Source organism: Rhodococcus rhodochrous, assembly GCF_900187265.1.
GTDB lineage: Bacteria > Actinomycetota > Actinomycetes > Mycobacteriales > Mycobacteriaceae > Rhodococcus > Rhodococcus rhodochrous.
On the sequence record NZ_LT906450.1, the window covers coordinates 2,016,624 to 2,039,783 of the forward strand.

General features: G+C 69.2%; 21 protein-coding genes. 11 read left to right on the forward strand and 10 right to left on the reverse strand.

The genetic code is table 11. From position 1 onward, the window contains the following. Positions 1–196 precede the first annotated feature (196 nt). From rplU to proB, 4 genes are all read left to right on the forward strand, one after another. Entirely contained in the window at positions 197–508 is a 312-nt protein-coding gene (gene rplU / locus CKW34_RS09185) for a 50S ribosomal protein L21 (protein ID WP_059381127.1), read from the forward strand. Between the two features lie 36 nt (positions 509–544). Further along, positions 545–808, forward strand: a complete 264-nt coding sequence (gene rpmA, locus CKW34_RS09190; protein WP_006551184.1) for a 50S ribosomal protein L27 — start codon at positions 545–547, stop codon at positions 806–808. Between the two features lie 137 nt (positions 809–945). Next, on the forward strand, positions 946–2,403 hold the full coding sequence (gene obgE, locus CKW34_RS09195; protein ID WP_059381128.1) for a GTPase ObgE: 1,458 nt from the start codon (positions 946–948) through the stop codon (positions 2,401–2,403). A 51-nt stretch (positions 2,404–2,454) separates the two neighbouring features. Beyond that, complete coding sequence (gene proB, locus CKW34_RS09200; RefSeq protein ID WP_059381129.1) at positions 2,455–3,558, forward strand: glutamate 5-kinase; 1,104 nt, start codon at positions 2,455–2,457, stop codon at positions 3,556–3,558. A 31-nt stretch (positions 3,559–3,589) separates the two neighbouring features. Here proB and CKW34_RS09205 read toward each other — a convergent pair whose 3' ends face one another. After that, positions 3,590–4,435, reverse strand: a complete 846-nt coding sequence (locus CKW34_RS09205; RefSeq protein ID WP_059381130.1) for an NAD-dependent protein deacetylase — start codon at positions 4,433–4,435, stop codon at positions 3,590–3,592. Positions 4,436–4,440: 5 nt separating this feature from the next. After that, positions 4,441–5,979, reverse strand: a complete 1,539-nt coding sequence (locus tag CKW34_RS09210; RefSeq protein ID WP_059381131.1) for an ATP-dependent DNA ligase — start codon at positions 5,977–5,979, stop codon at positions 4,441–4,443. Between the two features lie 134 nt (positions 5,980–6,113). On the opposite strand from CKW34_RS09210, the gene ligD reads away from it, so the two are divergent. Then, positions 6,114–7,061, forward strand: coding sequence for a non-homologous end-joining DNA ligase (ligD, locus tag CKW34_RS09215; protein WP_059381132.1), 948 nt, complete (start codon positions 6,114–6,116; stop codon positions 7,059–7,061). A 37-nt stretch (positions 7,062–7,098) separates the two neighbouring features. Here the strand turns inward: ligD and CKW34_RS09220 are convergent, their stop codons facing one another. The 5 genes from CKW34_RS09220 to CKW34_RS09240 form a co-directional block, all read right to left on the reverse strand. Further along, on the reverse strand, positions 7,099–8,034 hold the full coding sequence (locus CKW34_RS09220) for a D-isomer specific 2-hydroxyacid dehydrogenase family protein (RefSeq protein ID WP_059381133.1): 936 nt from the start codon (positions 8,032–8,034) through the stop codon (positions 7,099–7,101). 49 nt (positions 8,035–8,083) lie between these two features. Beyond that, a complete protein-coding gene (locus CKW34_RS09225; protein ID WP_059381134.1) occupies positions 8,084–8,482 on the reverse strand; it encodes an ectoine synthase in 399 nt (132 codons plus the stop codon). Positions 8,483–8,540: 58 nt separating this feature from the next. Further along, complete coding sequence (gene ectB, locus CKW34_RS09230) at positions 8,541–9,830, reverse strand: diaminobutyrate--2-oxoglutarate transaminase (protein ID WP_059381135.1); 1,290 nt, start codon at positions 9,828–9,830, stop codon at positions 8,541–8,543. A gap of 60 nt (positions 9,831–9,890) precedes the next feature. Continuing rightward, the gene (gene ectA / locus CKW34_RS09235; RefSeq protein WP_006551193.1) at positions 9,891–10,397 is read right to left on the reverse strand and encodes a diaminobutyrate acetyltransferase; all 507 of its coding nucleotides are present in this window, start codon (positions 10,395–10,397) and stop codon (positions 9,891–9,893) included. 216 nt (positions 10,398–10,613) lie between these two features. Beyond that, the gene (locus CKW34_RS09240; protein WP_059381136.1) at positions 10,614–12,746 is read right to left on the reverse strand and encodes a RecQ family ATP-dependent DNA helicase; all 2,133 of its coding nucleotides are present in this window, start codon (positions 12,744–12,746) and stop codon (positions 10,614–10,616) included. Between the two features lie 349 nt (positions 12,747–13,095). On the opposite strand from CKW34_RS09240, the gene CKW34_RS09245 reads away from it, so the two are divergent. Continuing rightward, positions 13,096–14,637: an acetyl-CoA hydrolase/transferase family protein gene (locus CKW34_RS09245; protein ID WP_059381137.1), complete on the forward strand. Its 1,542-nt coding sequence runs from the start codon at positions 13,096–13,098 to the stop codon at positions 14,635–14,637. A 100-nt stretch (positions 14,638–14,737) separates the two neighbouring features. On the opposite strand, the gene CKW34_RS09250 is transcribed toward CKW34_RS09245, so the two are convergent. Next, positions 14,738–15,352 carry a DUF3515 domain-containing protein gene (locus CKW34_RS09250; protein ID WP_059381138.1) on the reverse strand — a complete coding sequence of 205 codons (615 nt, stop codon included), beginning with the start codon at positions 15,350–15,352 and terminating at the stop codon, positions 14,738–14,740. A gap of 144 nt (positions 15,353–15,496) precedes the next feature. On the opposite strand from CKW34_RS09250, the gene CKW34_RS09255 reads away from it, so the two are divergent. Genes CKW34_RS09255 through CKW34_RS09265 form a run of 3 tightly spaced genes read left to right on the forward strand, consistent with a single transcriptional unit; the run spans position 15,497 to position 17,725 of the window. Next, positions 15,497–16,420 carry a thiamine-phosphate kinase gene (locus CKW34_RS09255; protein ID WP_059381473.1) on the forward strand — a complete coding sequence of 308 codons (924 nt, stop codon included), beginning with the start codon at positions 15,497–15,499 and terminating at the stop codon, positions 16,418–16,420. A 45-nt stretch (positions 16,421–16,465) separates the two neighbouring features. Continuing rightward, positions 16,466–16,993 carry a gamma carbonic anhydrase family protein gene (locus CKW34_RS09260; RefSeq protein WP_059381139.1) on the forward strand — a complete coding sequence of 176 codons (528 nt, stop codon included), beginning with the start codon at positions 16,466–16,468 and terminating at the stop codon, positions 16,991–16,993. Between the two features lie 3 nt (positions 16,994–16,996). Beyond that, positions 16,997–17,725, forward strand: a complete 729-nt coding sequence (locus tag CKW34_RS09265; RefSeq protein ID WP_059381140.1) for a uracil-DNA glycosylase — start codon at positions 16,997–16,999, stop codon at positions 17,723–17,725. Between the two features lie 22 nt (positions 17,726–17,747). Here the strand turns inward: CKW34_RS09265 and CKW34_RS09270 are convergent, their stop codons facing one another. Further along, complete coding sequence (locus CKW34_RS09270) at positions 17,748–18,563, reverse strand: enoyl-CoA hydratase/isomerase family protein (protein WP_059381141.1); 816 nt, start codon at positions 18,561–18,563, stop codon at positions 17,748–17,750. Positions 18,564–18,651: 88 nt separating this feature from the next. Next, entirely contained in the window at positions 18,652–18,843 is a 192-nt protein-coding gene (gene rpmB, locus CKW34_RS09275) for a 50S ribosomal protein L28 (RefSeq protein ID WP_006551201.1), read from the reverse strand. Between the two features lie 233 nt (positions 18,844–19,076). On the opposite strand from rpmB, the gene CKW34_RS09280 reads away from it, so the two are divergent. Continuing rightward, positions 19,077–20,750 carry a DAK2 domain-containing protein gene (locus CKW34_RS09280; RefSeq protein ID WP_059381142.1) on the forward strand — a complete coding sequence of 558 codons (1,674 nt, stop codon included), beginning with the start codon at positions 19,077–19,079 and terminating at the stop codon, positions 20,748–20,750. Between the two features lie 45 nt (positions 20,751–20,795). Next, positions 20,796–23,087: an ATP-dependent DNA helicase RecG gene (gene recG, locus CKW34_RS09285; RefSeq protein WP_059381143.1), complete on the forward strand. Its 2,292-nt coding sequence runs from the start codon at positions 20,796–20,798 to the stop codon at positions 23,085–23,087. Positions 23,088–23,160 lie beyond the last annotated feature (73 nt).

Genomic DNA, 23,160 nt, shown 5'->3' on the forward strand with positions numbered 1-23,160 from the left:
AGGCACTACCGTGCCACCCGGTTTGACCCTGGGAGTCACCTTCCCGTAATCTTGTTCAGTCGCTACTCGGCGATAGTGCCCAGCCGCGTCCGGATTCAGGATGCCGGCGGGACCCGAGTCAGCAACCACACCAGACCAGTCGCGTCCGCAGCACTGTGGCGCGAGCACGTTCGAAGAAGCAAGGGGTAGCCGTCCGATGGCAACGTACGCGATCGTCAAGACCGGCGGTAAGCAGTACAAGGTCGCTGAAGGCGACCTCGTCAAGGTCGAGAAGATCGAGGGTGAGCCCGGCGCTGCTGTCTCGCTTGCCCCGATCCTCGTCGTCGACGGATCCGAACTGACCACCGACGCCGACAAGCTGGCCAAGGTCTCGGTCACCGGCGAGATCGTCGAGCACACCAAGGGCCCGAAGATCCGCATCCACAAGTTCAAGAACAAGACCGGGTACCACAAGCGCCAGGGCCACCGTCAGAAGCTGACGGTCGTCAAGGTCACCGGCATCAAGTAAACCGAGCTTCGAGCTTCAACCCCAGGAGGGTTCGTCATGGCACACAAGAAGGGTGCATCCAGCTCCCGCAACGGTCGCGATTCGAACGCGCAGCGACTCGGCGTCAAGCGCTTCGGTGGCCAGGCCGTCAACGCCGGCGAGATCATCGTGCGCCAGCGCGGCACCCACTTCCACCCCGGCGTGAACGTGGGACGCGGCGGCGACGACACGCTGTTCGCCCTCGCGGCCGGTGCCGTCGAGTTCGGTACCAAGCGCGGTCGCAAGACCGTCAACATCGTTCCGGCTGCGGCAGACGCCTGATCTGCCGTCCGGTAACGGACACCGCGGGAGCACCTCCCGCGACATACTCCCAATAGGGGCGGGCCAGGGTCGCACACCCTGACCCGCCCTTGTTGCGTTGATCACCATGTTTTTTTCGGACGAGAGAAGGTCCACCCATGTCCCGCTTCATCGACCGGGTGGTGCTGCACGTCAGCGCCGGCAAGGGCGGCAACGGCTGCGCCTCCGTCCACCGCGAGAAGTTCAAGCCGCTCGGCGGCCCCGACGGCGGTAACGGAGGCAACGGTGGCGACGTCGTCCTCGAAGTCGACCGCAACGTCCATACCCTGCTCGACTTCCACTTCCACCAGCACGCCAAGGCGACCAACGGTGCCCAGGGCGCCGGCGGCCACCGCAACGGTGCCAACGGCGGCGACCTCGTCCTGAAGGTCCCCGACGGCACCGTCGTGCTCGACCGCGACGGCCGGATCCTCGCCGACCTCGTGGGCACCGGCACCCGCTTCGTGGCCGCGCACGGCGGTCGCGGTGGCCTGGGCAACGCCGCACTCGCGTCCAAGGCACGCAAGGCCCCCGGCTTCGCGCTTCTCGGTGAGGAAGGCGAGGAACTCGAACTCGTCCTCGAACTGAAGTCCGTCGCCGACGTCGGCCTGGTGGGCTTCCCGTCGGCCGGCAAGTCGTCGCTCGTGTCGGTGCTCTCGGCCGCGAAGCCGAAGATCGCCGACTACCCGTTCACCACCCTCGTGCCGAATCTCGGTGTGGTGCAGTCGGGCGACACGACCTTCACCGTCGCCGACGTGCCCGGCCTGATCCCCGGGGCCAGTGAGGGACGCGGTCTCGGTCTCGACTTCCTCCGTCATCTCGAGCGCTGCGCCGTGCTCGCGCACGTCGTCGACTGCGCGACCCTCGAACCCGGCCGCGACCCGATCTCCGACATCGACGCGCTCGAGGCCGAACTCGCCGCCTACCAGCCCGCCCTGTCGGGCGACAGCGGACTCGGCGATCTCGCCGAGCGCCCCCGCATCGTGATCCTGAACAAGGCCGACGTGCCCGACGCGAAGGAACTCGCCGAGTTCGTCACCCCCGAACTCGAGGCCCGTGGCTGGCCGGTCTTCACGATCTCGGCCGTGAGCCGCGACGGGCTGCGCCCGCTGACGTTCGCCCTCGCGAAGATGGTCGACGAGTACCGGGCGGCGCATCCGCCGGCCGCACCGACCCGCCCGGTGATCCGCCCCGTCGCCCGCGACGAGGAAGCCTTCACCGTGGTCCGCGATCCCGAGGTGCCCGGCGGATTCATCGTGCGGGGCACCCGTCCCGAGCGGTGGGTGCGTCAGACGGCCTTCGACAACGACGAGGCCGTCGGTTATCTCGCCGACCGTCTCGCACGTCTCGGCGTCGAGGACAAGCTCGTCAAGCTCGGCGCGGAACCCGGATGCTGGGTCACCATCGGCGAGGTCGCCTTCGAGTGGGAACCGCAGACGCAGGCCGGCGTGGACGTCGTGCCCACCGGTCGCGGCACGGACGCCCGTCTCGACCAGGTCGACCGCATCGGCGCCGCCGAGCGTCGCCACGCGAAGAAGGTGCGCCGCGGTCTGGCCACCGACGACGAGTTCGAGTAACCGGCCCCGCGTACCCACCGTTCAGGAAGCCCGAAGCGTACCGAGGAGAACATGAGCGACACCCGGGAGGTCGTCTCCCACGCCCGCAGCGTAGTGGTCAAGATCGGCTCGTCGGCGATCACGAGCCTGGTGGGCGGGCTCGACCGTGGCCGGCTCGATCGTCTCGTCGACGCCATCGAGTCCCGGATCCGCACGGGCTCGAGTGTCGTCGTGGTCTCCTCGGGTGCGGTCGGTGCCGGGCTCGCACCGCTCGGCCTCACGAGCCGGCCGCGTGATCTCGCGACGAAGCAGGCCGCGGCCAGCGTCGGGCAGCTCACCCTCGCCCACGCCTGGGGCACCTCCTTCGCCCGCTACGACCGCACCGTGGGCCAGGTGCTCCTCACCGCCGACGACATCGGCCGGCGCACCCAGCACCGCAACGCGCAACGCACCCTCGACCGGCTGCGCTCGCTCGGGGCGGTGCCGGTGGTCAACGAGAACGACACCGTCGCGACCGTCGAACTGCGCTTCGGCGACAACGACCGACTCGCGGCACTCGTCGCGCACCTCATCGGCGCCGACGCGCTGATCCTGCTGTCCGACGTCGACGGTCTGTACGACGGGGATCCTCGCAAGGGCTCCGCGAACCTCATACCGGAGGTCCGCACGCCCGAGGATCTCGACGGTGTGGTCGCCGGGTCGGGTGGCGCGCTGGGTACCGGTGGCATGGCGTCGAAACTGTCCGCTGCCCGTCTCGCGGCGGACTCCGGGGTGCCGGTGCTGCTCGCCGCGGCCTCCCAGGCCGATCGTGCGCTGGGCGCCGCCGACGTCGGCACGGCCTTCGCGGCCCGCCCGCAGCGCCTGTCGGCGCGGCGCTTCTGGGTGCGGCACGCCGCTGACGTCCACGGTTCGCTGTATCTCGACGAGGGCGCCGTGCGGGCCGTGATGGAGCGGCGACGCTCACTGCTCGCCGCCGGAATCACCGGCACCAGTGGCGGTTTCCACGCCGGCGACGTGGTGGGCATCGTCGCACCCGACGGCCGCACGGTCGCGCGCGGTGTGGTGGCCTACGACGCGTCCGAACTCGATTTCATGATCGGCTTCTCGACCGGTCAGTTGCCGCCGGATCTCCAGCGACCCGTCGTGCACGCCGACGACCTCGTCCGGGTGGTCTGAGAGTCGTCACCTGCTCGGTGTCCGGCCGCCGTCACCGGCTCGGTGCGGTCACCGCGTCGGCCAGGAAGGTGAGGGTTTCCGAGGTACCCGCCTCGAGCTTGAGGGTCGCCAGCACATCTCCGCGCGTGGGACCACGGTTGATCACCACCACCGGGATGTTCCGCTGCGCGGCGCGCCGTACGAACCGCAGCCCCGACTGCACCGTCAGTGAACTCCCGGCCACCAGCAGTGCGTCGGCCCCGTCGACCACCGAGTAGGCGAGATCGACGCGCGGGCGCGGCACCGTCTCCCCGAAGTACACGATGTCGGGTTTGAGCATCCCGCCGCAGCGGTCGCAGCCGACGACGACGAAGTCCTCGGTGTCGGTGACTACCGCGTCCGCGTCCGGGGCGACCTCGAGACCGGTTGTCGCGCGCATCCGGTCGTCGAATCCCGGATTGGCCGCGCACAGCCGCTCGTGCAGCGTGAACCGCGAGATGCGATGTTCGCACGACAGGCATCGGACCTGCGCGTAGGTGCCGTGCAGGTCGACGACCCGTCGGCTGCCGGCCTTCGTGTGCAGCAGGTCGACGTTCTGGGTGATCACGCCGACGACGGAGCCAACGTGTTCGAGGGCCGCGAGTGCCCGGTGCCCGGCATTGGGGCGGGCGGCGTCCATGTGCTTCCAGCCGACATGGTTGCGCGCCCAGTAGCGTTGCCGGAACTCCGCGTCGCCGACGAACTGCTGGTAGGTCATCGGGTTGCGGGGCGGCGAGTCGGGGCCGCGATAGTCGGGGATACCGGAGTCCGTCGACAGTCCGGCACCGGTGAGAACAGCGATCCGACGGCCGTGCAGGAGCGTGGGCAGGTCGTCGGAACGGAGTGGAACGTCGATCACCCCATCTACGGTAGGCCGGTTCCGGGAACCGGCGCTGCGGGCAGCAGTGCGCGGACCGCATCGATCGTGTCGGCGTCGGCGGCCGATTTGTCGGGCCGGTACCGCAGCACCCGTGCGAAGCGCAGGGCCACGCCGCCCGGATATCGGGTGCTGGTCTGTACTCCGTCGAGTTCGATCTCGACGACGATCGCGGGTCGCAGGTGAACGGTGTGCTCGTCGCGGTGGGTCTCGTAGCGTGGGAATTCCTCTGTCTGCCACTGCAGCAGAGCGTCGGTGAGTCCTTTGAACGTCTTCCCGACCATGATCGGCGGACCACCGTCCGGGTCGCGGGCACCGAGGTGCAAGTTGGACAGGAAGCCGGTGCGGCGCCCGTAACCCCACTCGGCGGCGAGCACCACGAGATCCAGGGTGTGCTCGGGTTTGACCTTCTGCCACGCCCGGCCTCGGCGTCCGGCGGTGTAGGTCGACGTGAGCGACTTCACCATCACACCCTCGTGACCGTTGCCGAGCGAGTCACCGAGATGTGTCTCGGCGCTGTCGGCGTCCGGAGCGACCAGCGTCGGGATCCGGTGTTCACCCGCGACGCGGGCGAGATGGTCGAGACGCACCGACAGCGGTTCGTCGAGCAGGTCGTCGCCGTCGAGGTGCAGGCAGTCGAAGAAGTACGGGTGGAGGAGCAGTTCGCGTTCGGAGCGGGCACCGAACCGGCTCATGGTCTCCTGGAACGGGCGGGGACGGCCGGAATCGGTGAGCGCGAGCGTCTCGCCATCGAGCACGACACTGCGGCACGGCAGCGCCCGGACGAGTTCGACCAGTTCGGGGACCGACGCGGTGATGTCGCGCAGCGTGCGGGTGAAGATCCACACGGCGTCCTCGTGGCGGTGCACCTGGATGCGTGCGCCGTCGAGTTTGTACTCCACGCTCACCGCCCCGTCGAACTCGGTGAGTGCCGCCCCGAGCGACTCGGCGGGCGAGGCGAGCATCGGCCGGACAGGCCGGCCGAGTTCCAGACCGAACTCCGCCAGCGCATCGACACCACCGGCGAAGGCCGCCGCCGCGGCCTGTGCGAGTCGGCCCGACAGCATCACCGCCCGGCGGACCGGCTCGACGGGGAGACCGGCTGCCGCTGCGACCGCATCGGTCATCACTCCTTCGAGCGCTCCCTGCCGCAGCTCACCGCCGAGGAGCGCGACGAGGAAACGCTGCTCGGCGTCGGTGGCCCGGCCGAACAGGTCCAGGAGCAGTTGCTGTCGCGCGGCGGTGGATCCGGGGCCGGAGATGCCGGCGAGCCGGTCGAGGAAGTCGGACACGTCGTCGACGGAGAGCGTCGGCTCGTCGGCGACCGGTGCGGAGAGACCGGCGAGGGTGCGGAAGCCGACTCCCAGACGGCCCTGGGTCATCTCTCCGGACAACCACGAGACCACCGCTTCGACCTCGTGGGGTTCGGCGCGGTCGAGCAGTTCCCGCAGCAGATCGATCTTGGTGCGTCGAGACCGGGTGGCGGCGACGGCGACGGAGGTGTCGACAACCGTGTGCAGCAGCATCGTTTCGACGTTAGCGGCCGGTCGTGCCACGCGGAGGAATTCGTGCGCCGGAGTGTATTTCCGCGCGCGGACGGGAATCGAGAGGCCAGGATGGTGCACAGGACGGGGCGCGAGGGGGAGGACGGGAGACGCGGATGAGCAAGGACTCCGAGGCGGTCGAGCTCGACGTGGACGGTCGCACGGTGCGCATCACGCACCCCGACCGCGTGTACTTCCCCGAGATCGGGGCGACCAAGCTCGACCTCGCGAACTACTACCTGAGTGTGGGGGAGGGGATCGTCCGGGCACTCCGTGAGCGGCCCTGCATGCTGCACCGCTTCCCCGACGGCCTCGAAGGGCAGAAGGTGCACCAGAAGCGGCTGCCCCGCGGGGCACCGGACTGGGTCGAAACGGTGCGGGTGCATTTCCCGCGCTACGACCGCGATGCGGACGAACTGTGCGTCACCCACCTCGCCGACGTTGTGTGGGCCGTGCAGATGTCCACCGTGGAGTTCCATCCGTGGAACTCGCGTCGCAGCGATGTGGAGCGGCCCGACGAGTGGCGGATCGATCTCGACCCGATGCCCGACTGCGATTTCGACCGGGTGCGGCGCGTGGCGACGGTGGCGCACGAGGTGCTCGACGAGCTCGGTGCCGTGGGTTGGCCGAAGACCTCCGGCGGCGACGGTCTGCACGTCTACGTCCGGATCGCACCCGAGTGGGAATTCGACGACGTCCGAAGGGCCGCATGGGCTTTCGCGCGGGAGGTGGAGCGACGCGCGCCCGGCTACGTGACGACGGCTTGGTGGCGCAAGGAGCGTGATCCGTCGGCGGTCTTCGTCGACTACAACCAGAACTCGCGCGATCACACGATAGCCAGTTCCTATTCGGTCCGCGGTGTGCCGGAGGCGACGGTCTCCACCCCGGTGCGGTGGGACGAGATCGACGACCTCGATCCGCGGGACTTCACGATCCGGACCGTGCCGAAGCGATTCGAGGAACTCGGCGATCTGCACGCGGGTATCGACGACGCGGTCTTCGCCCTCGATCCGCTCCTGGAATGGGCGGAACGCGACGAGAAACAGGAGGAGGGGTCCCGGTGAGCGCTGTGGCCCGGCAACCGGGCCCGGTAAGCATGGACTAGTAGCCGGCGCTGGGGTCGACGACCCCGATCGGGACGAGACCGGACGCGAAGCGCGTGACGTTCTCGGTCACGTGCTCGAGATAGGCCGGGATGCGCAACGGGGGCGGATTCGCGTCGTGGGGTGTGATCACCGCGTTGGGAAGCGTCCACAGCGGATGGTCGTCGGGAAGCGGTTCGGGATCGGTGACGTCGAGCCCCGCACCGCCGATCGCGCCGGATCGGAGAGCGGCGACGAGAGCGTCGGTGTCGACGAGATCGCCCCGGGCGACATTGACGATCCACGCGGTGGATTTCATCGCTGCGAGCTCGGTTGCGCCGACAAGCCGCTCGACGTCGAGGGTGGCAGTCGCGGAGATGACGAAATGATCGGCCAGAGTCCATATCTCGTCGATACGTTCGACGGGGAACGTCTCGACCGCCCCGGGTACGGGACGGCCGCTGCGGGTGACGGCGAGAGCGTGCGCGCCCAGTGCGGCGAGCATCGGGATCAGTGCTCGGCCGACACCTCCGGCGCCGATGATCCCGACCGTTGCGCCGCGGAGGGTCCCGATGGCCGGCGCGAGACTCTCGGGTGTCCACGAGGTGGCCGCCAGATGGGCCGGCAGGGCTCGGACGCCGGCGAGCAGGAGCAGGAGCGCGTGCTCGGCGACCGTCGTGGAGTAGGCGGCGGCCGCCGATGTCCAGGTGACGCGGGGGTGGGCCTTGACGACGCCCTGCGACAGCCAGTACTCGACACCGGCGGACGGAAGCTGCACCCAGCGGACGGAGGCGGGAAGGACCTCGGGGAAGTCCTGCGGTCCGGCCGTCCAGACGAGCGCGTCGGGGGTGTCCTCGAGTCCGCAGGACACGCCACCCCCGCCCGAGACCGCCCGGTCGAAGCGGGGGTCGCGCTCGGGGCCGACAGCGATGCGGGGCGCACGCTCGGGAGTCATGGTCTCGACTCTAAGCGTCCGCCCCGCATCGGTCACGTGGTTACCGCACTCAGGCGGGTTCCTCGATCAACGGGTACACACCGTTCTCGTCGTGCACCTCACGGCCGGTGACCGGGGGATTGAAGACGCACAGCATGCGCATGCGCGTCTCGGGGAGCACGCGGTGACGCTCGTGTCCGTTGAGCAGGTACATCGTGCCCGGAGCGAGGTCGTACTCCACATCGTTGTCGAGGTCCTGGAGCTTGCCGGTGCCCTCGACGAGCCACACGGCCTCGACGTGGTTGGCGTAGTGGAACTCGTTGACGGTGCCGGGCTCGATGGTGGTCTCGTGGAACGAGAAGCCCACCTTGTCGCCGGCGAGGACGATGCGCTTGCTGCGCCACTGGCCGTCCTCCGAGACGACGTCGCGCTCGGTGCCGGTGATCTCTTCTGTCGTACGAACGATCATGGGTGTCGAAAGTCCTTCTTCTGCAAGTGAGTTCGGAACGGGCGGAGCGGGGGACCGCTCAGGAACGGACCTTGGCGGTCGCTTCCGCCAGGATGTTCAGCCCGAACTCGAGTTCGTCGTCGGTGATGGTCAGCGGCGGCAGCAGCTTGACGACCTCGTCCGACGGACCGGAGGTCTCGGCGAGCAGACCCTCTTCGAAGGCCAGGGCGCAGACCTTGTCGGCGTCCTCCGGCTTGTCGAAGACCAGGCCCTGGACCAGGCCGCGACCGCGGGTCGAGACGCCGTCGAACATGTCCGACAGGTTCATGAAGGTCTGGCGGATGCGCTCACCCTTGCGCAGGGTGTCGCGCTCGAGTTTGTCGTCGGCCCAGTAGTGCTCGAGGGCGGCAGCCGCCGTCACGAAGGCCGGGTTGTTGCCGCGGAAGGTGCCGTTGTGCTCGCCCGGGCCCCACACGTCGAGCTCACGCTTGAACAGGGTGAGCGCCAGCGGCATTCCGTATCCGCCGATCGACTTCGACAGGGTCACGATGTCGGGCGTGATGCCGGCGATCTCGAACGAGAAGAACGGGCCGGTGCGGCCGCAGCCCATCTGCACGTCGTCGACGATCAGCAGGATGTCGCGTTCCTTGCACAGGTCGGCCAGAGCGCGAAGCCACTCGGGGCGAGCAACATTCACGCCGCCTTCACCCTGCACGGTCTCGACGATGACCGCGGCCGGACGGTTCAGGCCGCTGCCCGCGTCGTCGAGGACGCGCGAGAACCACTGGAAGTCCTCGGTGACGCCGTTGAAGTAGTTGTCGAACGGCATCGGCGTCGCGTGGACGAGGGGGACACCCGCGCCGGCGCGCTTCATCGAGTTGCCGGTCACCGACAGCGCACCCAGGGTCATGCCGTGGAAAGCGTTGGTGAAGTTGATGATCGACTCGCGACCGGTCACCTTACGGGCGAGCTTCAGTGCCGCCTCCACGGCGTTCGTGCCGGTCGGGCCGGGGAACTGGACCTTGTAGTCCAGGCCACGCGGCGCGAGCACGTGCGACTCGAAAGTCTCGAGCAGCTTGCGCTTGGCGACGGTGTACATGTCGAGGCCGTGGGTGACGCCGTCGCTCATGATGTAGTCGACCAGGGCCGACTTGAGCACCGGGTTGTTGTGGCCGTAGTTCAGGGCTCCGGCGCCGGCGAAGAAGTCGAGGTAGTCCTTGCCGTCCTCGCTGCGCAGCCAGGATCCCGATGCCTTGTCGAAAACGGCGGGCCAGCCGCGGCTGTAACTCCGGACCTCGGATTCGAGGTGCGAGAAAATCGAGGTATCGGGCTTACGAGTGGTCTCGGGCTTGTTGTCCAGGATGGTCATGTCGTGGTCCTCCTGTGATTATTCGAGAATTATGAGATGTCGCGCGCACATGCGCTGCGATCATTCGCCGATGGTGTAGAGATCCTCGGCCAGATGTGAATCGGGGAAATCGTCGGGCGCGAACAACTCGGTGCGAGTGATATGCGTTCCGCGGCGACGCGCGAGAGCGGTGAACATTGCGATCGACGCTTCGTTGTCGGGGCTCACCGTCGTTTCCAGACGGGTCACGCCGAGCGGCTCGAGTCGGTCGAGCAGAGCGTCGAGCATACGGCCGGCCACTCCACGTCCACGCTGGTCTGCGTCGACTGCCACCTGCCAGACGAACAGGGTGTTCGGGGAGTCGGGGCGGCGGTAGCCGGTCACGAATCCCACGGGGCGATCGGTGTCGTCCGTTGCGACGACCGATGTGTCGGCGAAATCGCGACACCACAGCACATATGCGTAACCGGAATTGACGTCGAGAACCTGCGAATCACGCGCGATCTGCCAGAGTCGTCTACCGTCGGCGATACGCGGACGCCGGAATTCGATTGCAGCCGGCTCACTACCGGACTCGGTTGCGGCCACGTCCGGAGATGTGGTCGCGGTATTCGATTCAGCCGAGTCGGGGGTCGGGGTACTTCTTTCCTTGACGGGCCTCATATGTCCTTTCAACCTAACAACTTCCGGTGTCGAGATCACGCCCGTGTCCGGAATCGGGATCGGAACCCTGTGGTCCGTGCAGGTCGAGCGCATGTTGTGATGCCGGTCACAAACATGTTACGTCGGTCCTCCTCGTGGCGATTACTTCGGGCTCGCGAGTGCGTACGGCAACACCGCGTCGGCTCCCGCGGCGACGAGAGTTCTCGCCGCCATCGTGAACGTCCAGCCGGTGTCGGTCACCGCATCGACGAGAAGGATCGGACCACTCGACCCGAGGTTGTCGGGTCGCTCCCACGCGTCGATCAGTGCGGCGACCCGATATGCCGAGTTCGCTGCCGTCGGCTCCGTATTCCCGCTTCGGCGTCGCAATACACCTAGATCTCGTAATCGTCCGATTTGTGCCAATCGGGACGCAAGTGACTTGACGAGCAGGGGGTGTGTGGGGGAGTCCATGGCCATGACGGCGGTGGGCCGGTCCTCCCAGTCCCACGCCGCGAGCACCGCGATCGACGCGTCGACCACCGCCTTCGGCGCTTCGCGGTCCGGTCCGTCGAGCAGTTCGCGCAGTCGCGGTCCCCATCCCAGATCCGACAGCCGGCCCAGCACGCGCCCGGGGCGCGGACCGTCCGTGATCCGGCCGGACAGCGGGATCCCGAGGGTCGACATCCCCGTGGGCCACTGCCGGCGCGGCGGCAGATCCACACCGGGGCGTTCGAGCCGGGCGCGGGTCCGGGCGACCTCGTCGTCGCCGACGGACGTCTCCCACCGGGAACCGATGCAGTTGTCACACCGGCCGCAACCGGGGCTCCGGGTGTCGAGATCGGGATCGTCGAGCTGACGGCGGAGGAAGACCATGCGGCATTCGGTGGTGCGCTCGTATTCGAGCATCGCCTCCTGTTCCGCGGCGCGGGCCTCCTCGAGGCGCCCGTAGCGCTCCTCGTCGTACGTCCAGGGCTGCCCGGTGGCGATCCAGCCGCCCTTGACCCTCTTCACCGCTCCGTCCACGTCGAGGACCTTGAGGACCATCTCCAGGCGGGAGCGCGTGAGGTCGACCCGCGGTTCGAGGGCGGGTGTCGATACCGGCCGTTCGGTATCGAGCGCTGCGATCACGCGTCGTACGAGCGCCTCGTCCGGGAAGGCGACCGAGGCGAACCACTGCCAGATCCGGCGGTCCTCCGGGCCGGGGAGCAGAACCACCTCGGCGCGCTCGGTGGAGCGACCCGCACGCCCGACCTGCTGGTAGTAGGAGATCGGGGACGAGGGGGCGCCGAGGTGCACCACGAAGCCGAGATCGGGCTTGTCGAAGCCCATGCCGAGCGCCGAGGTCGCGACGAGCGCCTTGACCTTGTTGTCGAGGAGATCCGCCTCGAGCTGTTCACGCTCGGTCGGTTCGGTCTGACCGGTGTATGCCGCCACTGCATAGCCGTGGTCGGTGAGCAGCGCCGCGAGGTCGCGGGCGGCGGAGACCGTCAGCGCGTACACGATGCCCGAGCCCGGCAGATCCTTCAGATGCTGCGCGAGCCACGCCGCGCGTCGTGCCGGTTCGTCGATCCGCACCACCGATAGGTGCAGCGACGGACGGTCGAGACCGCCGCGCAGTACGAGCGTGCCGCCGGAACCGGCACTGCTGCTTCCACCGAGGTCGCTGCTCCCGCCGACACCGAGCTGGGCGGCGATGTCGGCGACCACCCGGTCGTTGGCGGTCGCGGTCGTCGCCAGCACCGGGATGTCGTCGCCGAGCTCGGCGACGAGGGTGCGGATGCGGCGGTAGTCGGGCCGGAAGTCGTGTCCCCAGTCCGACACACAGTGCGCCTCGTCGACGACCACCAGTCCGGCGTCGCGGGCGAGGGACGGCAGCACCTGGTCGCGGAAGTCGGGGTTGTTCAGGCGCTCGGGGCTGACGAGGAGGACGTCGACCTCTCCCGCCGCGATCCGCTCGTGGATCGCCGACCATTCCGTGACGTTGCCGGAGTTGATCGTGGCGGCGTGGACCCCGGCCCGCTCGGCGGCCGCGACCTGGTTGCGCATCAGGGCGAGCAGCGGCGAGACGATCACCGTGGGGCCCCTGCCCTGGCGGCGCAGCAGCTTCGCGGAGATGAAGTAGACGGCCGACTTCCCCCAGCCCGTGCGCTGGACGACGAGGGCGCGGCGGCGATGCACCACGAGCGCTTCGATGGCGACCCATTGGTCGTCGCGGAGCCGGGCATCGGGGCCTGCCAGCTCGCGGAGAAGGTGCTCGGCATCGTCGCGCAACAGGTCGGTCGAGTTCGTCATGCTGCAATCGTGCCCGACGGCGTTCCGTCACGGTGGCGGTGAACGGTTCTCCGGGGGCGGCGAACGGTACTGATGCGGCGGCGAACGGGGATACCGTAGAGATGGCGGCGGAGCGGCTCGCACGAAAGGTGGTGGCACCCAGTGTCAGTCCGCGTGGCGGAAATCATCGTGTAAAATCTTGCGGAACAACAACTTCCGATTACATCGATCTTGGAGTGCGACTCGTGACACTCTGTGTCCAAATTGGTGACGGCGATCGCCGGTCCGGCCCGAGTGTGACGAGCGGATCATCCGCGCCGCTATGGTCGTCGTCATGTACGCAGCCCTTTCATCCCCCGCAGCACCGTCTGTGGAGTCGGTCGTCGTGACCCCGGCCGAGGCTCGGGTACGTCATGAGACCTACCGCAAGAAGATCGTGTCGGCGCAGGACGCCGTCCAGTGGATCCGCCCCGGCGACACGGTCGCCATCAGCGGCTTCGCGAGCGCAGGCACCCCGAAGGCCGTGACCCCGGCCCTCGCCGAACACATCCGGCGCACGCGGGCGACCGGCGGCGACTTCCGGATCAACCTGCTCACCGGGGCGTCGGTCGCCTCCGACACCGAACGCATGCTCGCCGACGTCGACGGAATCGCGCTGCGTATGCCGTACCAGGCGGAGCCCACCGCCCGCGGACGGATCAACGAAGGCCGCATGGACTACGTCGACATCCACCTGTCGCACGTCGCCCAGCAGGTCTGGGAGGGCTACTACGGACACGTCGACGTCGCAGTCGTCGAGATCTCCGGCATCACCGAGACGGGTGAGCTGATCCCCGCCACCTCCATCGGCAACAACAAGACCTGGCTCGACGTCGCCGAGAAGGTGATCCTCGAGGTCAACTCGTGGATCCCCGCCGCCATGGACGGCGTGCACGACGTCTACTACGGCACCGCACTTCCCCCCAACCGTCGCCCGATCGACCTCACCGACGTCGAGGACCGCATCGGACAGCCCTACTTCCGGATCGATCCGGAACGCGTCGTCGCGGTCGTCGAGACCGACCGTCCCGACAGCGCGACCCCGCTCACGGCTCCGGACGCCACCAGCCGGGCCATCGCCGACCACGTCCTCGACTTCTTCGCGCACGAGGTCGCCGCGGGACGGTTGCCCGCCGACACGCTGCTCCCGCTGCAGTCGGGTGTCGGCAACGTCGCCAACGCCGTGCTCGCCGGTCTCGACAGCGGACCGTACCGGGGACTGACCTGCTACTCGGAGGTCATCCAGGACGGCATGCTCGACCTCGTCAAGCACGGCACCGTCCGGTTCGCCTCCGCGACCGCCCTCGCGCTGTCCGAAGCGGGACTGAACGACTTCGTCGAGAACATCGACTTCTACCGCGAGCACATCATGTTGCGGCCGCAGGAGATCAGCAACCATCCCGAGATCGTGCGCCGACTCGGCATCATCGCCATGAACGGCATGCTCGAGGCCGACGTCTACGGCAACGTCAACTCCACCCACGTGATGGGCACCCGCATCATGAACGGCATCGGCGGCTCCGGCGACTTCGCGCGCAACGGCTACCTGTCGATGTTCCTGAGCCCGTCGACGGCCCGCGACGGTGCGATCTCGTCGATCGTCCCCATGGTGCCGCACGTCGACCATACCGAGCACGACGTGCAGGTCATCGTGACCGAACAGGGTCTCGCCGATCTGCGTGCCCTGTCTCCCCGCCGTCGGTCGCGGGTCGTCGTGGAGCGCTGCGCGCATCCCGACTACCGCGCCGAACTGCTCGACTACATCGAGCGCGCCGAAGCGACTCCCGGAGCAGGTCACACCCCGCACCTGCTCGGTGAGGCGTTCTCCTTCCACGAGCGCTACCAGCGCACGGGGACCATGCACGCGTCCTGATCGACGCGGCGACGAACACGGTCGGCCCCGGCACCACACCACGGTGCCGGGGCCGACCTTCGTTCGTGGGTCGTAGTGAAGACGGCGGGGTCGATCCCGCTCAGCGGATCGGCGCCGGATCGATCTCCTGCTGCGGGAGTGTGGCCGAGATCGTCGCCGTGATGTCCTGCAGCGGGGTGGGCCCGGATCCGTCGGGCACGGTCAGCGCCACGTAGACCGGACGGTCGACGGCGAACCACGTGCTCGCCGGGATACCCTGCTCGGCTCCCGACACCTCGAACCACTGCACGTCGTCGATCACCTGCAGCGCCGCCGCCTGGTCGAACTGCTCGGGCCGGTCGAGACCACAGCGCAGGACGACCTCCTCGCCGTCGCCCGACTGCCAGGCCGCCGCACCCACCGGTGCCGGATCGGCCAGTTCGGCGCGTGTGTAGTCGCCGAGCTCCTCCGGCAGCGCGTCGAGCAACTGCGAGCAGGATTCGGATTCTGCTTCCGGAGCGGGCACGGGACCGAGGCCGACCGGCGTGTTCACCGGTGACTGCGACACGATCACGGCCGCGACCACCACGCCGACCAGCAGAGCGACGGGCAGTGCGATCGCCGTGGCGATCAGAGCGGGACTGCGTCGCGTCCCGTCCGATCCGGGTGCCTCGACGGGGGCGTCGTCGGACGGTTCGCGATCGGAAGCAGAGGTGTCGTTCATCGTGTCCAGCATCCGGGCTCGGGGACAGGGGGCGGTAGCGTGATCGAACGTAGCAGGGCACGTGCCGGCTCTCTCCCACCGCCGACCGAGAAAGAGGCGACCGTCACCGTGGCGAACCCGACCGGACCCACCGTCGCCGACATCGGCGAATTTCCCGTGATCGAACGGGCAGTGAGAGCACGGCGGCAACCCGACAGCACACTCGTCGGGCCGGGCCACGACGCAGCGGTCGTGACAGCCGCCGACGGGCGCATCGCGATCTCGACCGACATGCTCGTCGAAGGACGGCACTTCCGGTTCGACTGGTCCGCCCCGCAGGAGGTCGGACGCAAGGCCGTCGCCCAGAACGGAGCCGATGTCGCCGCGGTCGGCGCACGCCCCACCGCCTTCGTCGTCGGCCTCGGATGCCCACCCCACACACCCGTCGCCGTGCTCGACGGCATCTCGGCCGGCATCGGCGAAGCCGCCGAGGAGATCGGCGCCGGAGTCGTGGGAGGCGACCTCGTGCAGGCCGATCAGGTGATCGTCTCGGTCACCGTGCTCGGCGAACTCGACGGACGGCCACCACTGCTCCGCTCCACCGCCCGCCCCGGTGACGTCGTCGCCCTCGCGGGCCGCACCGGTCGGTCCGCGGCCGGCCTGGCGCTGTTGCTGGCCGGCAACCGGGACTTCCCCGACCTCGTCGCGGCGCACCGCGTGCCGACTCCGCCCTATGCGGCAGGTCCTGCAGCGGCCGCGGCCGGCGCCCACGCGTGCACCGACATCTCCGACGGTCTCGTCGCCGATCTCGGGCACATCTGCACCGCATCGGAGGTCGCGATCGACCTGGACTCCGGCGCGCTCGCTCCCGACGCGCTGCTCCGGGAGGCCGGGGAAGCGCTCGCGGCCGACCCGTGGGAATGGATCCTCACCGGCGGCGAGGACCACGCCCTCGCGGCGTGCTTTCCCCGCGAGGTCGCCCTGCCGGACGGATGGCGGTCGATCGGCGTCGTCCTGGAAGGCTCGGGCGTCACCGTCGACGGGCAGCGCCACGACGGATCCGGTGGCTGGGAGAGCTTCGTGGCAGGCGCCGGTCACTAGGGCGACCACCACGGGTGTGGTTCGCTCGAGATAGGTTCTGCAGTCATGGCTGTCTACGCACTCGGCGAGCGTGTCCCCGATATCCATCCCGACGCGTGGGTTCATCCCGACGCGGTCGTGATCGGCAACGTCACCCTCGGTGCCGGTGCCTCCGTGTGGCCCTCGGCGGTGCTGCGCGGGGACTACGGCAGGATCTCCGTGGGGGAGAAGACCAACATCCAGGACGGCACGATCATCCACTGCACCGCGATCGAGGCCACCGTCATCGGCGCGCGGTGCGTCGTCGGGCACAACGCGCACATCGAGGGCTCCACGATCGGTGACGGCGCGCTGATCGGCTCGGGTTCGCTCGTCCTCAACGGATCGGTCATCGGTGCCGGCGCGCAGGTCGCCGCCGGCGCCCTGATCCCGCCGCGCTTCGAACTGCCGCCCCGCCGCATGGCGATGGGCATCCCCGCGAACGTCCGCGAGGGCTACGAGGTGCCCGAGAACAACTTCGACGCCAACGCCGAGATGTATGCGGCGAACGCCGCCTACTACCGGACCGCCCTCCGCCGCATCGACCAGGAGTGACAGGTGGCCGACACCGTCGACACACAGGCCTCGGCCGGGGGAGCGGACGAGCCCCGTTCCGGTCGGCCCCTGTCCGAACTCGTCGATCCGGGCTGGGCACGAGCGCTCGAACCCGTCGCCGACGACATCACCGCGATGGGGCAGTTCCTCCGCGCCGAACTCGCCGCGGGCCGCAATTATCTGCCGTCCGGTCCGAACGTGCTGCGTGCCTTCACACAGCCCTTCGAATCCGTCCGCGTCCTGATCGTCGGGCAGGATCCCTATCCCACTCCGGGTCACGCTGTGGGACTGAGCTTCTCGGTGGCCCCGGACGTCCGGCCCATCCCGCGCAGTCTCGCCAACATCTATCGCGAGTACACCGACGACCTCGGTCTGCCGCAGCCCTCCACGGGTGACCTGTCGCCGTGGACCGAGCACGGCGTCCTGTTGCTCAACCGGGTCCTCACCGTCGCACCGGGCCAGCCGGCCTCGCACCGCGGCAAGGGCTGGGAGGCGGTCACCGGGCAGGCGATCCGCGCGCTGGTCGCGCGCGGTACCCCGCTCGTCGCGATCCTCTGGGGCCGCGACGCGGCGACCCTCGAACCCATGCTCGGCGATGTGCCCACCGTGAAGTCGGCGCACCCGTCCCCGCTGTCGGCCTCACGCGGATTCTTCGGGTCGCGTCCGTTCAGCCGCGCGAACGAGCTGCTCGTCGAGCAGGGCGGCGAACCGGTGGACTGGCGACTGTCCTGACCACCGATCCGCCGCCCGGATATCAGGCGCGGACCGAATCCCAGTCGGGGCGTCGCTTGGCGACGAAGGCGTCGACACCCTCGATGCCCGTGGGCGTCGTCGCGGCCGCGGAGATGGAAGCGGCTTCCGCGTCGAGGTGCTCGGACAGCGATCGTCCCGCCGAGCCCGCCACGAGCGAGCGGATGGCGGCGTAGGACTGCGTGGGGCCGTGTGCGAGGGTCCGTGCGAGTCGCAACCCCTCGCTCTGGATCTCGCCGTCGGCGACGAGCCGGCTCAACAGACCCAGACGCACTGCTTCGTCGGCGCCGATCACGGCGTCGGTCATGATGATCTCCCGTGCCCGCGACGGACCGACGATCCGCGGCAGGGTCCACGACATGCCGCCGTCGGGGGAGAAGCCGATCGACGGGTACGCGGCGCGCATCTTCGTGCCGGGGCCGGCGAGCGCGATGTCGGCGAGCAGCGCCAGGCTCATGCCGGCACCGGCGGCCCAGCCGTGCACGGCGGCGACGACCGGCACGGCCGCCTTGTCGAGCTCGCGCACGAAATCGTGGAAGAGGTTCGCGATGTCGAGCAGATGGGCGCCGCGGTCCTCGGCCGCGGCGAACCCGTGGACGTTGCCACCCGCGCAGAAGTTCGCACCCTCACCGACGAGCAGCACGGCACCGATCTCGGGGCCTGCCGCGCGCAGGGCTGCGATGCCCTGCTCCATCCCTGCGGGGGACAGGGAGGTGCCGTGCTCGGAGGTCGCCACGGCGATCCGCAGGACACGGTCCTCCACGCTCACCAGTGAACGGAGAGAGTCGCTGTCCGGGAAGGAAACTTGGTTCTCGGTCATTCCCGCACGATATCCGGCCGGGGGATCGAACGGCGAAGGCCCCCTGCGCAATCAGCGCAGGGGGCCTTCGCTACGACTCGACCGGGAATCAGCCGCGGACGACCTTGCCGGCCTTGAGGCAGGAGGTGCACACGTTCATCTTGCGGGTGTTGCCCGGTGCAACCTGAGCGCGCACGCTCTGGATGTTCGGGTTCCAGCGACGGTTGGTACGCCGGTGCGAGTGCGAGACCGACTTCCCGAAGCCGGGGCCCTTGGCGCATACGTCGCAGACGGCAGCCATGTCGCGAACTCCTTGTGTCTAGTGGATAGATCTTCTGTCTGTTGTTTCGCCTTGCGAACACGGGGAACGAGCCGCCCGTGCGAGGCAACCCGGCAAGCTTAGCGAACTCGAGGGCGGTTGGCCAAACCGGACGGTGCGGCGGCTCGCGGCTAACCTGTTCGCCAGGGCTCGGCACCGTGCTCGACAGTACCGATCGTAGAGGTCGCCGAAGCCCGTGGGACGAGGCGAAGGGGGTGGAATCGTTGCTCGAAGCCGAGGACACGGTGGACGGGCGGGCGCTGCGCCGGTGGGTCGAGTTCGGTGTGGAAGCGCTCGAACAGCGCCGAGCGGAGATCAACTCGCTCAACGTCTTCCCGGTGCCCGACGGGGACACCGGGAACAATCTGCTGATCACCCTGCAGGCCGCGGCGGCACGGATCGGCGGGCCCGTGGACGGCGCACTCACCGCATCCGACGTCGCCGAAGGGCTCGCGCGCGGCGCCTTCGCCGGGGCGCGGGGCAACTCGGGGATCATCCTGGCGCAGGCACTGCGCGGTGTCGCCGACGCGGTCGCCGGACTGACGACGGTCGGCGCACGTGATCTCGCCGCTGCCCTCTCCAATGCCGCGACGCTCGTGACCGGAGCGCTCAGCGCACCCGCGAAGGGCACCATCGTCAGTGTCCTCGAAGCTGCGGCCGACGGCGCGACCCGCGTCGCCTCGGAGACGGATGCGACCGTGTGCGATGTCGCCGTCGCGAGTGCCGACGCCGCCGCCGACGCGCTCCAGCGCACCACCACCCAGCTCGACGTCCTGGCCGAGGCCGGGGTGGTCGACGCCGGTGGTCTCGGTCTGCTCGTGCTGCTCGACTGCCTGGTGGAGGTCACCACGGGAACCCGTCCGGACCGCCGGATGGTGCTCGCCGGGGCCTCGCGTCCCGTGGTCGAACCCGAGATCGTCGACGAGCGTTCCGACAGCGACCAGCAGGAGTACGAGGTGATGTACCTCGTCGGGAACTCAGACGACGCGCGCATCGACGCCCTGCGGTCCTCCCTCGACGCGCTCGGCGACTCGGTCGCGATCGTCGCCGGGGAGTCGGGGTGCTGGTCCGTGCACGTGCACTGCTGCGATCCCGGAGCCGCTGTGGAGGCAGGTCTCGCGGCGGGCTCGCTGAGCCGCATCGACATCACGTGCTTCGCGCTCGAGTCCGCGCGTCGCGGGTGCGGCGACGGCCCCGTGGTATCCGCTCCGGTCCGCGCCGAGCCGGCGGGGGAGCAGTCCCGGGCGGTCCTCGCGGTGGTGGGTGGCGAGGGCGCCGCAGAACTGTTCGAGGCGGAGGGCGCCCGGGTGCTGCGGGCCGAGGAGATCTCCGTCCACGAACTGCTCGAGGCGATCCGGGCGCTGCCGAGCCGGGACGTCCTCGTGCTGCCCAACGGTGCGCTGTCCGCGCAGGACGTCGTCGCCGTGGGTGCGCGGGCGCGGCGGGACGACCGCGACGTGATGTTCCTGCCGTCCTCCTCCGTGGTCCAGGGGCTGGCCTCGTTGGCCGTGCACGATCCGATGCGCGCCACCGTCGACGATGCCTTCGCGATGTCGGAGGCGGCGGCGTGCGTGCGGTGGGGATCTCTGCGATACGCGAACGAACGTGCGTTGACCTGGGTCGGAACGTGCGAGCCCGGCGACAGTCTCGGACTGGCCGGTCATGATGTCGTAGTGATCGAGCATGATCTGGTGACAGCGGGAGCGTCGCTGCTCGACCGGATTCTCGCCGCGGGCGGTGAGCTCGTGACGATGCTGGTCGGCGCCGACGCCCCCGACGGACTCGTCGAGCAACTGGCCGCTCACCTCGATCGCCGTCACCCGGAGATCGACGTGGTGGTCTACCAGGGCGGTCAGGGCAGCGACCTGCTGCAGCTCGGCGTCGAGTAGCCGGTGCGCCGCGAGGCCACCGCAGGAGTAGCGGAAGGGACGGCAGTGGCGACACTCGCGGACCGGCTCGATCATGTCCTCGGCCGCAAGACCGCGGACGCCCTGCACGACGCGTTCGGGATGACCACCGTCGAGGATCTGCTGAGGCACTATCCGCACCGCTACGCCACCCAGGGTGCCGAGCTCGGCGAGAGTCAGCCCGTGGAGGGCCAGCACATCACGATCATCGCGCGGGTCGAGTCGGCACAGGAGGTGCCCATGAAGTCCCGCGCCGGCAAACGCCTCGCGGTACGGCTGCGCTCCGATCGTCACAGCATCGACGTCACCTTCTTCAACCCGCACCGGGTCAAGCACAACATCAAGCCCGGCGTGCGCGCGATGTTCTCCGGCACCGTGAAGTACTTCCGCGACAAGTGGAGCCTGACCCACCCGAGCTATCTCGTGCTGCCCGAACCGCGCGACGCCGAGGACCTCGTCTCGGCGACACCGGCGCGGGTTCGGGGCGCCGGGGCCCTGGCGGGTCTCGCGCGTACCGCACAGGACGGATCGGGGGTGGACATGTCGGTCTTCGACCGCACGCTGATCCCGATGTACCGCGCGACCCGCGAGGTCGAGTCGTGGACCGTCATGCGCTGCGTACGGCAGGTGCTCGACCAGCTCGACCACGTCGACGACCCGCTGCCCGAGTGGGTGCGCGACGAGCACGGCTTCGTGGGCCTCGACGAGGCGCTCCGCTCGATCCACCTACCCGACACGAAGCAGGAGATCGACCGGGCGCGCGACCGCCTGCGGTTCGACGAGGCCGCCGCGGTGCAGCTCGTGCTCGCCGGACGCCGGCACGACGTCGAGGTGCGCTCGGCGCCGTCCTGCCCGCACCGCGAGGGTGGGATCGCCGACGAGTTCGACCGGCGGCTGCCCTTCGAGCTGACGGCCGGGCAGCTCTCGGTGGCCGACGAGATCGCGGCCGATCTCGCACGCGAGCACCCCATGAACCGGCTGCTCCAGGGTGAGGTGGGTTCGGGCAAGACGATCGTGGCGCTGCGGGCGATGCTGCAGGTGATCGACTCCGGTCGGCAGTGCGCGCTGCTCGCACCCACCGAGGTGCTCGCGGCCCAGCACGCGCGCTCGCTCACGAAGATGCTCGGCGACCTCGCCGCGGCGGGCGAACTCGGCGCCCATGAACTCGCGACCCGCGTGACCCTGCTGACCGGCTCGATGGGTGTCGCCCGCAAACGGGCCGCACTCAACGAGGCGGTGACGGGCGATGCCGGGATCGTCATCGGCACGCACGCGCTGATCGAGGACAAGGTGCAGTTCTTCGACCTCGGTCTCGTCGTGATCGACGAGCAGCACCGCTTCGGTGTCGAACAGCGCGACGCTCTGCGCTCGCGAGGGCGCGACGGGGCGTCCCCGCACGTGCTGGTGATGACCGCGACGCCGATCCCGCGCACCATCGCGATGACGGTGCTCGGCGACCTCGAGGTCTCGACCCTGCGCGAGCTGCCCCGCGGGCGGTCGCCGATCGTCAGCCGCGTGGTGCCGGCGAAGGTGCACCCGAAATGGGTCGACCGCGCCTGGGAACGCATCCGCGAGGAGGTCGCCGACGGGCGGCAGGCCTACGTGGTGTGTTCCCGCATCGGCGACGGCGATTCCGACGACGACGCGCTCTTCGATCCGGACGGGCCCGAGCCGTCGGGATCGGGGAAGGGCAAACAGGCCCCGCCCGAGACCGTCTCGGTTCTCGAGCAGTTCGAGTTCCTCACCTCCGGTCCGCTCCGCGACCTGAGGGTGGGGCTGCTGCACGGCCGCCTCCCCGCCGACGAGAAGGACGCGGTGATGCAGGCCTTCAACGCCGCGGAGATCGACGTGCTCGTGTGCACGACCGTCGTCGAGGTCGGTGTCGACGTGCCGAACGCGACAGTGATGGTGATCGTCGACGCCGACCGGTTCGGTGTCAGCCAGCTGCACCAGCTGCGCGGTCGCGTCGGTCGTGGTGGCCACCAGGGTCTGTGCCTGCTCGTGACCGACGCGAAGCCCGCGACCCCGACGATGATGCGGCTCGAGGCCGTCGCCGGCACCACCGACGGTTTCGAACTCGCCCAGCTCGACCTGCAACTGCGCCGGGAGGGCGACGTCCTCGGTGTCGCGCAGTCCGGCACCGTGTCGACGCTGCGGCTGCTCTCGCTCGTCGACGACGCCGACGTCATCGAGGCGGCCCGCGACTTCTCCCGGACGGTGACGGAGAAGGATCCCGGCCTCGAACACCATCCGGGACTCGCGAACATGGTGCGGGCCGCGCTCGACGCCGAGCGCGTGGCCTATCTCGACAAGTCCTGAGTTACGTTCCGTACACCGTGTCGCAGAACCCGCGGTGAGGTTTCGGTGACCGTGCCCGGCATGTTGACGACGT